This is a genomic window from Neisseria sp. P0024.S006 (assembly GCF_051956595.1).
GTDB lineage: Bacteria > Pseudomonadota > Gammaproteobacteria > Burkholderiales > Neisseriaceae > Neisseria.
Genome location: NZ_JBQCXH010000002.1, coordinates 157,838 through 171,696, shown reverse-complemented (window position 1 = coordinate 171,696; position 13,859 = coordinate 157,838). Strand labels below are relative to the sequence as shown.

Annotated in this window: 17 protein-coding genes and 1 tRNA gene; 9 read left to right on the top strand and 9 right to left on the bottom strand. The window is 51.1% G+C overall.

What is annotated here, in order from left to right:
* Nucleotides 1-6 precede the first annotated feature (6 nt).
* Nucleotides 7-1,086: an iron-sulfur cluster carrier protein ApbC gene (gene apbC, locus ACTHUF_RS04555; protein WP_315094048.1), complete on the top strand. Its 1,080-nt coding sequence runs from the start codon at nt 7-9 to the stop codon at nt 1,084-1,086.
* Nucleotides 1,087-1,145: 59 nt separating this feature from the next.
* Nucleotides 1,146-1,221, top strand: a tRNA-Lys gene (locus ACTHUF_RS04550).
* Nucleotides 1,222-1,416: 195 nt separating this feature from the next.
* On the opposite strand, the gene ACTHUF_RS04545 is transcribed toward ACTHUF_RS04550, so the two are convergent.
* The 5 genes from ACTHUF_RS04545 to ACTHUF_RS04525 form a co-directional block, all read right to left on the bottom strand.
* Complete coding sequence (locus ACTHUF_RS04545; RefSeq protein WP_315094050.1) at nt 1,417-2,670, bottom strand: ABC transporter permease; 1,254 nt, start codon at nt 2,668-2,670, stop codon at nt 1,417-1,419.
* Nucleotides 2,667-3,581, bottom strand: a complete 915-nt coding sequence (locus ACTHUF_RS04540) for an ABC transporter ATP-binding protein (protein ID WP_315094052.1) — start codon at nt 3,579-3,581, stop codon at nt 2,667-2,669. The genes ACTHUF_RS04545 and ACTHUF_RS04540 overlap by 4 nt, the downstream gene beginning before the upstream one ends.
* A 27-nt stretch (nt 3,582-3,608) precedes the next feature.
* Nucleotides 3,609-4,352, bottom strand: a complete 744-nt coding sequence (locus tag ACTHUF_RS04535; protein ID WP_315094054.1) for an SH3 domain-containing protein — start codon at nt 4,350-4,352, stop codon at nt 3,609-3,611.
* Between the two features lie 80 nt (nt 4,353-4,432).
* Nucleotides 4,433-5,431, bottom strand: a complete 999-nt coding sequence (locus ACTHUF_RS04530) for a BtrH N-terminal domain-containing protein (protein ID WP_315094056.1) — start codon at nt 5,429-5,431, stop codon at nt 4,433-4,435.
* A 71-nt stretch (nt 5,432-5,502) separates the two neighbouring features.
* Nucleotides 5,503-6,351 (bottom strand): RnfABCDGE type electron transport complex subunit B, encoded by an 849-nt coding sequence (locus tag ACTHUF_RS04525; protein ID WP_440407256.1) that lies wholly within the window; start codon nt 6,349-6,351, stop codon nt 5,503-5,505.
* Between ACTHUF_RS04525 and ACTHUF_RS04520 the strand changes: the two genes are divergently transcribed.
* Entirely contained in the window at nt 6,352-6,531 is a 180-nt protein-coding gene (locus ACTHUF_RS04520) for a hypothetical protein (protein WP_036493988.1), read from the top strand.
* A gap of 6 nt (nt 6,532-6,537) precedes the next feature.
* Nucleotides 6,538-7,005: a YchJ family protein gene (locus ACTHUF_RS04515; protein WP_003748207.1), complete on the top strand. Its 468-nt coding sequence runs from the start codon at nt 6,538-6,540 to the stop codon at nt 7,003-7,005.
* Between the two features lie 264 nt (nt 7,006-7,269).
* Here the strand turns inward: ACTHUF_RS04515 and ACTHUF_RS04510 are convergent, their stop codons facing one another.
* Entirely contained in the window at nt 7,270-8,058 is a 789-nt protein-coding gene (locus tag ACTHUF_RS04510) for an inositol monophosphatase family protein (protein ID WP_003748211.1), read from the bottom strand.
* A gap of 166 nt (nt 8,059-8,224) precedes the next feature.
* Between ACTHUF_RS04510 and ACTHUF_RS04505 the strand changes: the two genes are divergently transcribed.
* The 4 genes from ACTHUF_RS04505 to ACTHUF_RS04490 all read left to right on the top strand — a co-directional run bounded on the left by ACTHUF_RS04505 (nt 8,225) and on the right by ACTHUF_RS04490 (nt 11,050).
* The gene (locus ACTHUF_RS04505) at nt 8,225-8,950 is read left to right on the top strand and encodes a 16S rRNA (uracil(1498)-N(3))-methyltransferase (RefSeq protein WP_440407255.1); all 726 of its coding nucleotides are present in this window, start codon (nt 8,225-8,227) and stop codon (nt 8,948-8,950) included.
* 83 nt (nt 8,951-9,033) lie between these two features.
* On the top strand, nt 9,034-9,324 hold the full coding sequence (locus tag ACTHUF_RS04500) for an acyl carrier protein (protein ID WP_003748215.1): 291 nt from the start codon (nt 9,034-9,036) through the stop codon (nt 9,322-9,324).
* Nucleotides 9,321-10,379, top strand: a complete 1,059-nt coding sequence (locus ACTHUF_RS04495) for a beta-ketoacyl synthase N-terminal-like domain-containing protein (RefSeq protein ID WP_440407336.1) — start codon at nt 9,321-9,323, stop codon at nt 10,377-10,379. The genes ACTHUF_RS04500 and ACTHUF_RS04495 overlap by 4 nt, the downstream gene beginning before the upstream one ends.
* A complete protein-coding gene (locus ACTHUF_RS04490) occupies nt 10,361-11,050 on the top strand; it encodes a hypothetical protein (RefSeq protein WP_440407254.1) in 690 nt (229 codons plus the stop codon). The genes ACTHUF_RS04495 and ACTHUF_RS04490 overlap by 19 nt, the downstream gene beginning before the upstream one ends.
* 110 nt (nt 11,051-11,160) lie before the next feature.
* On the opposite strand, the gene ACTHUF_RS04485 is transcribed toward ACTHUF_RS04490, so the two are convergent.
* From ACTHUF_RS04485 to cyaY, 3 genes are all read right to left on the bottom strand, one after another.
* Complete coding sequence (locus ACTHUF_RS04485; protein WP_440407253.1) at nt 11,161-12,543, bottom strand: hypothetical protein; 1,383 nt, start codon at nt 12,541-12,543, stop codon at nt 11,161-11,163.
* Between the two features lie 187 nt (nt 12,544-12,730).
* Nucleotides 12,731-13,237: an S-ribosylhomocysteine lyase gene (gene luxS / locus ACTHUF_RS04480; RefSeq protein WP_070822938.1), complete on the bottom strand. Its 507-nt coding sequence runs from the start codon at nt 13,235-13,237 to the stop codon at nt 12,731-12,733.
* A 54-nt stretch (nt 13,238-13,291) separates the two neighbouring features.
* Nucleotides 13,292-13,615: an iron donor protein CyaY gene (cyaY, locus tag ACTHUF_RS04475; RefSeq protein ID WP_049323082.1), complete on the bottom strand. Its 324-nt coding sequence runs from the start codon at nt 13,613-13,615 to the stop codon at nt 13,292-13,294.
* A 50-nt stretch (nt 13,616-13,665) separates the two neighbouring features.
* Between cyaY and lptM the strand changes: the two genes are divergently transcribed.
* A complete protein-coding gene (gene lptM / locus ACTHUF_RS04470) occupies nt 13,666-13,857 on the top strand; it encodes an LPS translocon maturation chaperone LptM (RefSeq protein ID WP_003684659.1) in 192 nt (63 codons plus the stop codon).
* Nucleotides 13,858-13,859 lie beyond the last annotated feature (2 nt).

Sequence of the window (13,859 nt, the reverse complement as noted above, 5' to 3'; positions counted from 1 at the left end):
CAGATTATGAATATTCCAGCCATCCGAACCGCACTCGATGCCGTGTTGATTCCCACCACAATACGCACTTTGGGCAGCGAAAAAGCCGTTTCGCTTCTGGAAGAGCGTTCAGACGGCCTGCATATCGGCCTGAAATTCGCGTTCCCGGTTGCCCATATTGCCGCAGACATTGCCAACGCCGTTCAAGAAGCCGTCATTTCGCATACCGGCGAGACCCACATTCACTTGAGTATCGATACCGAAATCGGTACGCATAAAGTCCAACCCGGCGTAGCAACCATCAAAGGCGTGAAAAACATCATCGCCGTAGCATCGGGCAAAGGCGGTGTCGGCAAATCAACGACCACTGCCAACCTTGCCACCGCAATGGCCAGAATGGGCGCGCGCGTCGGCGTACTCGATGCCGACCTGTACGGCCCAAGCCAGCCCACCATGCTCGGCGTACAAGACCGAAAACCCGACCAACAAAACAAAAAACTCATTCCCGTTGAAGCCGAAAGCGGCATTCAAGTGATGTCCATCGGTTTCCTGGTCGATACCGACCAAGCCGTCGTTTGGCGCGGCCCGATGGTCAGCCAAGCCTTGCAACAACTTATGTTCCAAAGCGAATGGGACAATGTCGATTATCTCTTCATCGACCTGCCGCCCGGTACCGGCGATATCCAATTGACCCTGTCGCAAAAAATCCCCGTAACCGGCTCCGTTGTCGTCACCACGCCGCAAGACATCGCCCTGATTGATGCACGCAAAGCCGTGGATATGTTCAACAAAGTCAATATTCCAATTTTGGGCGTTTTGGAAAACATGTCTGTCCATATTTGCACCAACTGCGGCCATGCCGAAGCAATCTTCGGCGCAGAAGGCGGCAAAAACTTGGCAGAGCGTTTGAATGTACCGTTGCTCGGCCAACTTCCCTTGAGCCTGCCTGTGCGCGAAGCCATGGACAGCGGCACGTCTTCGGCTTTGTTTGAAAACAACCAAACCATCGCCGACATCTACACCGAAGCCGCCTTCCAAATCGCTCTGGCCATTACCGATAAAGGCAAAGACTTCAGCAGCCGCTTCCCGAAAATCGTCGTCGAATAAAAAAGTTTAAAAAAGGTGTTGACAGCTGTGCGCCCCGTCTCTATAATGCACAGCTCATCGGGTCGTTAGCTCAGTCGGTAGAGCAGCGGACTTTTAATCCGTTGGTCGAGCGTTCGAATCGCTCACGACCCACCAAATATAAAAAAACCTACTTTGAAAAAAGTAGGTTTTTTTGCGTTTGGGTTTTAGTATTTTGTTGAGGATATTTTGTTATTGAAACAATCCATAGCACATCAAGCATCAGGCCGTCTGAAAGATATTTTCAGACGGCCTGAAGTTTTATAGGAATGGTTTTGAGAAATAAGTTTTCTACTTAGGGCAGACAAACGTTTAAAACCTAACCTGCGTTTGCAACTGCCTACGATAAACCAATACGGCAGCAGTCAGTGTGGCAAAAGAGAACGCTGACAGCAGGATGAGGTAGCGGCCGATTCCGTCCAGTCCGCTGCGGTTGAGCAGCAGTTCTTGAAAAGCTTTCAAGCCCCAAGCCATTGGGGAAATCCAAGTGAGTTGTTGCATGGTTTCGGGCATGACGTGTGCAGGCACCATAATGCCGCCGATTGCCGCCATCAGGATAATGCCGCCGCCGCCGAGGACGACGGCGTGTTCGGTGGATTTGGCGCAGACGCTGATTAATAGCGCGTAGCCGAGTGCGGCGGCGCTGACGGCGGCGGACAACAGCGCGTAGGGAACAAGGCTGCCGTTGAGTATGAGGGCGGGCACGCCGATTTCGGGCAGCAGGTAGCGGCCGAGCAGCAGCATTCCGACAAATTGGAGCTGGTTAATCAGGAAATAGGGGACGAGTTTGGCGGCAATCAGGCCGGACGCGGAGGCGCGGGCGAGACGAAGGCGGGTGATGGTGTTGGTCTGGCGTTCCAGCGCCATGACGTTCGACAGCGGTATCATGATGAAAAACATACCGAAAATCAGCCATGCGGGTACGCTGTGCTGTACGGCGTTGGGTTTTTCCACCGTGCCGCTGCCTGCGCTCAGATAGTGTTCTTCCAGCATTTTTTTATCTAAAAAGCTGCGCACGGCGGTGAATTGTTCGTCGTTTTTTTCATCGACTTTTTTCTGGATGTCTTTGCGGATGGAATGGGGCAGTTTTTTATTGTCGATTTTGATGCCGTCGTTGTTGTCGAAATAAGCGTCCAGCCGCGTTTGGGTGTAGTGCTGCTGCAAAATGCCTTTAACCGCCGCCAGCCATGAAGGCTCGGTATCGGGCGGTACATAGATTTGCAGGGCTTTGTCGTCGGCGATTTTGCCGGAAGCGGGGTTCGGGTTGTACAGCACTAGTTGGAAACGCTTGTCGTGCAGGCCGTTTTGTGCGTCGGTCAGTTTTTCAGATGGCATCAGTGTGACATGGATTTGCTCCTTTTCCAGCGCAGCGGCCAGCGCGGTATTGACGCTGTCGTCTGTCGCGCCGACCAACGCGATGCGGCTGTCGGTGTGCGGGTCTTGGTCGCGGCTCAGCGCCAACGACATAATCAGCATGAAGGCGATGGGCATCACAAACAACACGGCCAAACCGTGCAGGTCGCGGCAGAGCAGTTTGAGTTCTTTGAGGAGGGAGGAAGTCGTCATTGTGGATTTTGCTTGTCTGTTGCTGGCTCGTCTTTGCGCAGGAAATCAAGGTAAAACGTTTCCAGCGAACCGTGTCCCTGCTGGAAGTAGCGGATTTGCGCACCGCTTTGTTGCAGGGCAGCGTAAACGGCGGCGGCATCGTGCGCCGTTTCCATCATGCCGCGGCTGTCCACTTGCTTTGCACCCAAAGCGGCCAGCGTTTGAGGTGGTAGCGGCGGTTCGACGGTAAAGCGCACGACACCGGTTTGCATGCTTAAAAGCTCGTTCAAACTGCCGTGGTACACCAGCTTGCCGTGTTGCAGCAGTGCAATTTTGCCGCAAAGCTGTTCGATTTCCGACAGATAGTGCGAGGTGTAAACCACCGTTACCCCCTGCCGCGTCAAATCCGCCACGCTGTCGAGGATAAAGCGGCGCGACTGCGGGTCGATGCCGACCGTGATTTCGTCAAGAAACACCAATTGCGGCGTGTTAATCAGGCCGATGGCAAAATTCAGACGACGTTTAAGCCCGCCCGAAAGATGCTTTGCCGCCTTGTTTTTGTGGGCGGTCAGGTCGGTCTGTTCTAGAAGCGCATTCAGACGGCTTTTGTCGCGCACTTTGTAAAGCGAGGCGAAAAATAGCAGGTTGTCCCACACCGAAAGCTGCGGATAAAACGCGAAATCCTGCGGCACCAAACCGATTTTCTGCCGCTCGCTGCGGCTCAACAGGTGCAACGGCTTGCCGTCAAACAAAATTTCGCCCTGCCGTACTTCCTGCAAGCCGGCCAAAAGCGACATCAGCGTCGTTTTCCCCGCACCGTTGTGGCCGAGCAGCCCCAAACATTCGCCGTCGGCAATATCGAACGACACATTATCCAGCGCAGCGGTTTCGGCTTTGGGATAACGGTGGGAGAGGGATTGGATTTGAATCATGGTTTCAGACGGCCTTTCGAGCGATATTTAAATCGCAGCACCCCATAAATAACGGCGCTGGAATTTGCCGTCCTTAAATATAAAGCAGACGCCAAAAGGATCGCCGTCCGAACCTTGTCTGCCGAACAGGTAAAGCGTCTTATCATTGCCGCGGTAATAAGCTTCCCAGCCTTGATATACATTGCTGCCGCGTGCAGTAGCAGCAAAATCAGGCGAGAACAGTCCTTGCAGTTCGGCAGCGGGAACCGCTTGACCGTTTAGCGTGATGCGTTCAAGCGCGAACACGCTTTGGGGAATCATAGAGTCGATACCATAATACGGTTTGCCTTGATAGAGACGCGCGGTGTATTTGTCTTTGCTGATGCCCGAGAAGTTGCTGCGTTTTGGGTGAATGCGGCGAGCTACGATGTGTACCTTTTGTCCATTGCCGGACAAAGTCAGTGTATCGTCATGACCGGATTGTTCGTGCAGACGGACGAAGTTTTTGTCGGAGGCGGGAAATATCAGACGGCTGTAATGGATAAAGCCGAAATCATCGGCGTTTGCCTGTTGTAGCTGAACAAAACAGAAGTCCGATTTGTTTTCGCTGAGTTCTTCTATACATTCCAACGGTGTGCCGTTAGGGATTTTCGCCAGTGGTTTGGAACGTAAATTAGGGCTTTTACGTAAGTTGGTGTGTCCGTCGGCATCATGAACCAAGGCAAAGCCGTTCTGCGGCGCGGTATGGGTTAAGGCGGAACACAAGAATAAGACAGTAGCTAGGTAACGCATTTTTTATTTCTTTTAGTTTTCAGACGGCCTGAATGTCAAAATAATTCACGGTAGATTAATCGGGATCGAATAAATCCTGATTATTTCAACAATCCCCGCCACAACGCTTCTTCATCATCCGCAATCTTGCGCAAAAACGCGGCAATGTTGCGGCAGCCGTTTTCAGACGGTTTTTTGCATTGCTTCACGCACATGGCTGCGAATTGACGCCATTGGTCGCCGATGGCGGTCATTTGTTCTGAGGCCGTCTGAAACGCAGGTTCGTTGCAGATATGGGCGGCTTGTTCGAGGAAGTAGGCGTAGATGTAGCGGAAACCTGCGCCGCCGGTACCGATTTCTTCCTGCATCCGCACCAAATGGCCGAGAAACAGTTTTTGGTATTTGTCGTTTTGTTTGGCAGGCAGGGACTCGATTTTTTTGGCCAGCGTGCGGATGCCTTTGACGCCGATGAAAAAGACCGGCGCGAGCATATGTTTGGCGTTTTTGCGTATGGCTTTGCGGATAATGGCGGGCAAGTCTGCCATGATTTGTTCAGACGGCCTGTTGTCTTCTAAGGTGTACATCAAGCCTTTTGCCGCCAATACGCCTTTGGCAAATCGCGCCCGCTGCAAATCTTCGGCGGCGCAGCGTTGTACGGTTTCAAATACGGGGTCGCTGATGAGGTAGTCGTTGCCGTCTTTGCCGTACACCAAAAGGTTGTGTGCGTTGAAATGAAAGCGCATTTGCGGCGGGAAGTAGGGCAGCCAGAAGACGGAGGTTTGCAAACCGGCCAGTTTGCCTGAAGACAGCGCGGCATCCAATGCGGCTTGTCCGCTTTGTGCGTCGGAAAATTTGCGGACGGATAATTTCAGCCCCAATGCTTTGCAGGTATCTTTGATGATGCTGCGCGGCGCGGTACGGTAGGAAACCAGCGGCATACCGTTTAATTTGATCAGCGGCATCCAGACAAATGTCAGTGCGTGGGCAATGCCGAAAATCATGGCTTCGTCTAAATTGTGGCCATGGTATTTGAGCAGGGTGGACATCACACCGCTTTCGCAATGGGCGGTATGCTGGTGTGGAAATTCTTGTGTGGTCATAAAGTTATTGGTTTTCGTACAATGTTTTCAGACGGCCTGAAGTGGTCGGAATAGGTTTGTTGTTTTGGAAATCAGCGCGCTTCTTTGGCCGCTTCCTGTTCGGCTTTATAGCGGCGCAGAAATTCGATGGCTGCGGCTTTTTCGGCTTCGTTGCCGTATTTGGCATCGCGTTGGGCGCGGCGCAGTTCGGCGCGTTCTTTGGCTTCTTCGATTTGGCGCGCTTTGAAGTCTTCGCGGTTGTCGGAGGATACGAGCTTGTCTTGTTGCGATTGCGCTTTGGCCATGGCTTTGGCAATCAAATCCATGGGGTTGAATGCGACGCTTGGTGCGGCTGTTTGGGTTTGTGCCTGTGCGGCCTGTTTGGCTTTGACGGCGGCTTCGCGTTGCGCCAACAGGGCTTTGCGTTCGGCATCGTCGCGCTGTTTGCGCGCGGTATGGCGTTCAAAACGGCTTTGCGCGTGTTCGGCGGCGGCAAAGCGCGGTTCGGCAGAGGTACTGAAACGGCGTGCGGACGGCAGGAAGGGCTGCGATACGGGAACCATGTCGATGCAGTCGACGGGGCAGGGGGTAACGCACAAGCCGCAGCCGGTGCATTCGTCGCTGATGACGGTGTGCATCAGTTTGGACGCGCCCATAATGGCATCGACAGGGCAGGCGCGGATGCAGGCGGTACAGCCGATGCAGGCGGATTCGTCAATCAGAGCCACGGCTTTGATTTGTGTTTTTGCCGGCGCGAGGTAGGGTTTGCCCAACAGGTCGGCCAGATCTTTCATGACGGTTTCTCCACCCGGCGCGCACAGGTTTACCGGTGCTTCTCCTGCCGACAGGGCGCGTGCATAGGGTAAGCAGCCTTCATAGCCGCACTCGCGGCATTGGGTTTGCGGCAACAGGCGGCTGATGCTTTGGATGGGAATGGTCATATGGATAATCAAAATCGAAAAGGCGCATTATATCAGATTGTTGCGTTTATTTTGGCGAAACTCTCTACGCTTATTTTAGTGAAATTTACCACGCTCGTTTTAGCGAAACTCGCTGCGCTCGTTTTCAGACGGCCTGAGTCGGGTTTGCGTTATAATTTTGAAATAGATTTATTTGGGTAATTAGGAATGACGGCTACACTTTGCCCTTGTCAGTCGGGGCGCGTTTATGCGGAATGTTGCGCACCGTTTCATGCGCGTGAGGCGGCGGCTTCGACGGCGGAAGAGTTGATGCGCTCGCGTTACAGTGCGTATGTTTTGCAGGAAATCGACTATATCGTAGACACGACCGTCCCTGCACAGCAGAATTTGTTGGACAAGCAGGATTTAGCGGCATGGAGTCAGCAGACGCAGTGGTCGGGATTGAAGGTTATCCGTCATGTGCCGTTTGGCAAACTGCATGCTTTGGTCGAGTTTGAGGCGTATTTTGAAGAGAACGGGCAAACCGAGTGCCATCATGAGTTGTCGGCGTTCGTGAAAATAGACGGACGTTGGTATTTTATTGATCCGACCGTTGCTTTGCCGACGATGAAACAGCCTTGTTTGTGCGGTTCGGGCAAAAAGTTTAAGGCGTGTTGCGGACAGTTTTTCAAGTAGTGATGTGAACAGGCCGTCTGAACATTCAGACGGCCTGAGCTGTTTTTGCAGATAAAAAAAACCATTCATACTAAGGGAGAAGTATGAATGGCCAATACATTGCGGGAAAACGTCTTACTTGCTGCACCGCCCAAAAGGGATGAAAGAGCGGTGTTGTGTCAGCAATTGGTATTCTACCGTTTTTAGTATTAAATGCTGTTAAGAAGTGAAATTATTTCAATAAATTGCAAGATAATCGTGATATTTTGAAGATAAACGGTATTTTCACTGATTTTCGCGAATCCATTTCACCCATTGTTTGAACAGCTCGGGTTGCAAAGCGGCGATGACGGAACGCTTGAAAACATGCTCGCCGCTCCAGAAATCATCGCCTTCCAAAGTGGTCAGGCAGCCGCCGGCTTCTTCAAAAATCAATGCGCCGGCAGCGTAGTCCCACAGTTTTTGTCCGCCGTGGATGTAAATATCGTAGCGGCCACTGGCAAGATAGCACCAGTCGAGCGTGCTGCTGCCCATGCTGCGGATTGTGCCGAATGGGGCGAGGGTGTTCATGCGGCTGGCGAGTTTGCCCGAGCGCAGGTATTTGATTTCCACGCCGGCAATGGATTCGCTGAGTTTTTTTTCTACCGAACGCAGCGGCAGCGGCGTACCGTTGAGAAATGCGCCTTTGCCGTGTTCGGCATAGAAACATTCGCCGCTGACCGGATTGTAAATCACGCCCAACTCGGTGCGCCCGTTTTTAACCAGTGCGACGGATACGGCAAAATGCGGCAAACCGTTGACGAAGTTGTTTGTGCCGTCGATGGGGTCGACAATCCACAGGCCGTCTGAATGTTCGTTCCACAATCGGGTTTGCTCCTGAACGCTCATCTCCTCGCCCAACATCGGACAATCTTCCAATAAGGGCAGGGCGGCGGCAAAAGCGGTTTGTGCGGCCAAATCTGCTTCACTCAAAACCGAGCCGTCTTCCTTGCGTCGTGACGGCGTATTCAGAAAACGCGGCATGACTTCGGTTTGGGCGATGTGGCGGACGACTTTCTGTAAACGGTATAGCACGGCATATCCTTGTTTTTTGCAGTTTTGCGCGACAGTGGATTAAAATTCGGGAAGTTTTCAAATTATAGTGGATGAAAGCGAAAGCAGGCAGGAGCATGTCGCCGCGTTTCTACTTCATTCATGAAATTTTAAATTTAAATTATATACATGAATAAAGCAGGAAACCATGCCCCGATTTTATGTTGATTTTGCCTTAAGCCCCGACAGCGTGGTCGAATTGCCCGATAATGTGGTGCGCCATCTGAATGTATTGCGCGTGAAAAATACGGAAGAAATCGTGTTGTTCAACGGCAATGGCAAGTCATATCCGGCTTTGCCCGAAGTTTTGGAAAAACGCCGCGCCAGCGTGCGGATTTTGCGTGAAGAGTCAACGGACAACGAATCGCCGCTGAACATTACTTTGGTGCAGGCGGTATCCGCCGCCGAACGTATGGATTTCACTTTGCAAAAAAGCGTGGAATTGGGCGTGGCGGAAATTCGCCCGGTCATCAGTGAACGCTGTGTCGTGCGCTTAAGCGGTGAACGCGCTGAAAAGCGGGTGGCGCGTTGGCAGGAAATCGTCGTTTCGGCGTGTGAACAAAGCGGCCGCAATATTGTGCCGAAGGTTTTGCCGCTGACGACTTATGCACAGGCATTGCGGCAGTTGCCGCAGGAAACGGCCAAACTGTTAATGAGCTTGAACCGCGCTCACAAACTGAGCGATGTTCGGCCGCAATCCGGCAAAGTCGTGTTTATGGTCGGCCCGGAAGGCGGCTGGACGGAGAAGGAAGAGCAACAGGCGTTTGATGCCGGTTTTCAATCCGTTACGCTCGGCAAACGGGTGTTGCGTACCGAAACCGCCTCACTTGCGGCCATTGTCGCCATGCAGACGCTTTGGGGCGATTTTGCATAAAGTTCGGGCCGTCTGAAAACGAGCGTAGCGAGTTTCGCTAAAACAAGCTGTTGCTTCATGAGATAAAAATGGGAGTTTAAAAAATGTCTTACACCTTTACGCTGGCCGAGCACGAGCTGGAAGCGGAATTGAAAAAGTTAATCGTGCAAGAAGCCGATAAGGCCGACGATGTGGATATGGATGATTTCACCGACGATGCGCTTTTGTTTGGCGATGACAGTCCGGTCGGTTTGGATTCGCTTGATGCGCTGCAAATCAGCGTTGCTTTGCAACAGTATTTCCAAGTGCGCCTGCAGGGCGACCGTATGGTGCGCAAACATATGATGTGCGTACGCGATTTGGCAGCGTTTATCCGCGCGGAGCATGGCGCGTGAGTTGGGTTTGCGGTACGGCGGCCACGTCTGCCTTGAATCCGCAAACGGATTTCAGACGGCCTGATGCGGTGTCTTATACGTTTTTAAACCAACCGCAGCAGGCTGCTTATTTCCGTGCATTTGCCGGCAATCACTTGGGGCGGAAGGAACTTGCGGATATTGCCGAACAACATTTGCGTCGAGCCGCCGAACATGCAGGCTGGCCGTCTGAAAGTTGGCATGATGCGCCGGTGTTTATCGGTTCCAGTTCCTATTCCATCTCCGAATATGAAAATGACTATCTTGCGGGCAATAGGGCGGCAGAAGAACACAGTCTGCTTTATCTTGCCGAAGATTTGCGCCGTCGCAGCGGCAATCGGCAGATTTTCAGTTTCGCTACTGCCTGCACTTCATCCGCCCATGCGCTGATTCAGGCAGATAACTGTTTGCGCGGCGGGGCGGAGCGCGCCTTTGTGCTTGGTATTGAAAACCTCAACCGGTTGACTTTGCTGCATTTTCACAGCTTGGGTTTGCTGTCCGAACAGTATCAGCCTTTTGGCGGAAACGGTTTGATTTTAGGCGAAGGTGTTGCCGCGCTTGCCTTATCTTCCGCTGCTCCCGAATCTTCTTCAGGCCGTCTGAAACTTATCGGACACGCCGCCAATACAGGCAATGACCTGATTCAAAGCGATGGCCAAGCGCAAGAGCAGGTTATGCGCCGTGCGTTAGATATTGCAGGCATCGCTCCTGAAAGCATTGCAGCCGTTAAAACACACGGCATCGGCACGACTGACAGCGATGCCGCCGAATTGGCCGCACTGGAAAATATATTCGGTACACTGCCGCCTTTAATGGCGTTCAAACCGCAAATCGGACACACGCTTGGCGCAACGGCAGCCCTTGAAACAGCTCTGCTTTTATCTGCTTTAAAACAAGGTGGAAGCAGCGATTATCAGGGGCGGAAAATTCGTTTTTCCGAATGCGCGGCTTCACAAAAAGGCGGCTTTTTCTGTTTGGCCAATCAGTTTGGTTTTGGCGGCAGCAACACATCTTTGGTATGGCAATGGCAACTGTAAATCCTAATATCCGCATTATCGCCGCCGTGCGTTTTGATACGGACGCCGGCACCGGCAGTAAAATCCTCAAACAAACCTTAAAGCAGCAAAGCGGTATAGATACCCGCCGCCTCAGCCGTTTGAGTTTGATTGCCGCGCTTGGTGCAGGGCAACTGAATGAACAAAGCGAAATCCGCTCTGATTGCGCTGTTTTTCTCGGTACGCCGTTTTCTTCGCCATCCGTGTTTGAAAAAATGGCAGACAATGTGCTGAACCATCACGCCGCAATGCCGTTTGACTTTATTGCCAACCTGCACAACGCTCCCGTTTTTCATGCTGCGCAAGCGTTAGGAACGCATGGTGCAACTTTGGTCGTAGCTGTCGACAACAATATAGATACTTGCTTTCATCCATTGTTGCTGGCGATGCAATCTTTGCAAAATGGCGGACAAGCTGCGGTTGGTTGGGCATATGAGCATCAAGCAGCTCATGCCGATACTCATGAAGGCAGTATTTGGATTGTGCTTGAAGCCGGTACAGAGCAGGGTGTTCCCGTTGTGTTGAATGATGAAGTGATGCAGGCTGATAGGCCGTCTGAAAAGCCGCGATATTATTGGCAAAGTATCGCTGATTGGATAGAAGCAGTAATGGCGCACGAGGGTAGGGATGTAAAAAAATGTACTTTGGTGTGATCGACAAATGATTTTAGAGAAAGTATTTGTCTGTTGAATAAATAAGGTTTGCACCATTAAAAAGGCCGTCTGAAAATATTTTCAGACGGCCTTTTTGTATCAAAAACCAATCAACGAGACATCTCGCCTTGAATAGCGCGGATATTCGCTTTACGGGCGTTGATGGTACGGGTCAGTTGTTGGATTTTAATTTGATCGCCTTTTTGTTTGGCTGCATTCAGCTGTGTTTGAAGGCGGGTAATAGCGGCCTGTTCATTGCGTACTTCAGTCTGCAATATCTGTTTGCGGGTTTCTTTAGGGCTTGGCTTAGGAGCCGGCGTAACCACAGGTGCAGTACGGATAACAGGGGCTTTGTATTTGCTGTATGAAGAAGCGCGTGATTTGCCCGGACGGTTGCGCAAGATAATATTCAGACGCGGATTGGCGGCTTCGGCTGTGTTGGTTACGCTGGTAATCGGAATATGGGGCAGAATTTTGATATCGTTGTAAACATTGCTCGGATCGAACGGAATATCGGCAGCCGGCTTATATGCCTTAGGGAAAGGCGTTTGCGCAGAGGTTTTGCTTTGATCTACCGGGGAAACCGTTGCAGCCGGTTTATTTGGTACATTTGATTCTACTGTTGGCGTAACAACGGTTTTAATCGTTTGTTCGTTAGCCGTGTTTGTGACGGCTGTTTTTACAGTTTTGGTGTTTTTTGCATTACGTCGGGTCGGAGTTTGGGCTTTGCCTTTACGCTTGGTTTCAACTTTGATAGGTGTTTTGTCAAGTATTTCATCTGAGGCAGTTACGGTTTGGTTATTTTGTTTGGCCGTAGTGCGATCAGGTGTTTTCGGTAAAACAACAGGATTCTGAATAATTGTTTGGGGGGCTTGAATCGCAGATGCTGTCGGGTGGGTTTGCGTAATAGGAATGGTAATGGAGTCGGGTATATTGTTTGGAGTTTGATCAGCCACAGTTTGAGGTTGTGTGGTATCAGGTATGACGTTGAGAACGTCAGTAGTGTCAATTTCAGGTTTTATTGTAGATGGGGTTGTATCACCGAGAATGGCAAGGCCATCAGCAACATTTTTATCAATTTGAGAAGTTAGACGTGCTTGTGCCATCGGAATGGAAATAGGTGCAGGAATACCGTTTTTATTTCGAACAGCTATAACAGGGGTTTGTACGGCAGGTGTTGCACGGGGGGTATTGATGTAGTCAGCGGCGGTGGCTTTGAATTCCGTTGTCTGTACTGTTTTTAAAACCGGCGTGTCGCTTGGAATTGTAACGGTTTTACCGCTTGCTGTTTCAGATTCGGTGAATACGTTTGGTTCTGCAGCAACGCTGCTTTCCACGGTGTTGTTTGTGTCAACTGCGCGGCAGGTATTGTTGAGTGGGTATGAAGCATAAACAGAGATGCCTTCAACATTGCAGACATACTCGGCAGCGTTGGCGGCGGCGGGGAGGGTCAGGCTGAGGGCAATAGCGGTTTTGCAGAAAAACGGTTTCATAAAAGCAATAGAATCAGGTTGTTTGTTTAAAGTGCAATTATACTATGTACATTGTCAGCAACCGCCAACTTATTTTTAGGCGGTGTAAAACTGCGGCTGAAAGGTTGAAAATCGAAATAAAAGGTCTTAGGCCGTCTGAAATTTTCTTTCTCTTAAAGTTTCAGATGGCCTTCGTTGTCATCGCGTATTAAACGTTCAACAGGCTTTCGTCCAATGTCAGCTCTTCGTTTTTATTGACGGCTACTTTGCGTGCCAAAACGTTTTGGGCGATTTTGTGCGCTTCGGCAAGCGAGTGCATCAGGTAAGTACCGCATTGGTATTCGTTCAACTCGGGGATTTTGCTTTGGTCTTGAACGGTCAAAACATCCTGCATTGAAGCGAGCCATGCGTCGGCTACTTTTTGCTCGTCGGGCGTACCGATGAGGCTCATGTAGAAACCGGTGCGGCAGCCCATCGGGGAAATGTCGATGATTTCAACGCCGTTGCCGTTTAAGTGGTCACGCATAAAGCCGGCGAACAAATGCTCCAGCGTGTGAATGCCTTTTTCGGGCAGGATTTCTTTGTTGGGAATGCAAAAACGCAGGTCAAATACGGTAATGGTGTCGCCTTTGGGCGTGGTCATGGTTTTGGCCACGCGTACGGCAGGGGCGTGCATACGGGTGTGGTCGACTTTGAAACTGTCTAGTAGGGGCATTTGGGTATCCTTTGAGGTAAATAGATTTTTAGCGGGTGAGATTTAAAGATTCAATCACAATTCGGCAATATTGACTGCTTCGCCCGAAGCCGCACTCAGTGCTTCGTTCAAAACATCGTAGAAATCCCGTCCGTCGCGTGTTGCCAGCCATTTACCGTTTTGCTCGGCGAAATGGTAGCCGCCGCTTTTGGCGGCAATCCACAATTCTTGGTTGGGCGTGTGGCGGTTGACGATGATTTGCGTGCCGTCCTCGGCTTCGATGGTCAGCACGTTTCCGGCAAACTGGCAGTCGAAATCCCAGCCGTTTTCATCGATTTGGTCTTCAATGTGTTCAAACAATTCTTCGCTCAGGCGGATGAATTCGCTTTCGGTCATCATGGCTTTTTGTGTGTTTTTTGTTTAAGATACCGAATCTTGCCACATTCGTAATGATGAAGAAAGTTTTACTGATGAAATACGGCGTATTTTTTGCAGCGGCAACGGCTCTGCTGCTCTCTGCCTGCGGCTACAAAGGCGACCTCTACCTGCCCAAAGAAGGCGACAAGGCGCGCTTCGGCGTGATTCAAACCGGCTTGAAATTCGATACGGCCAAAGAGCCGACCACTCAAACCAACGATTAAAA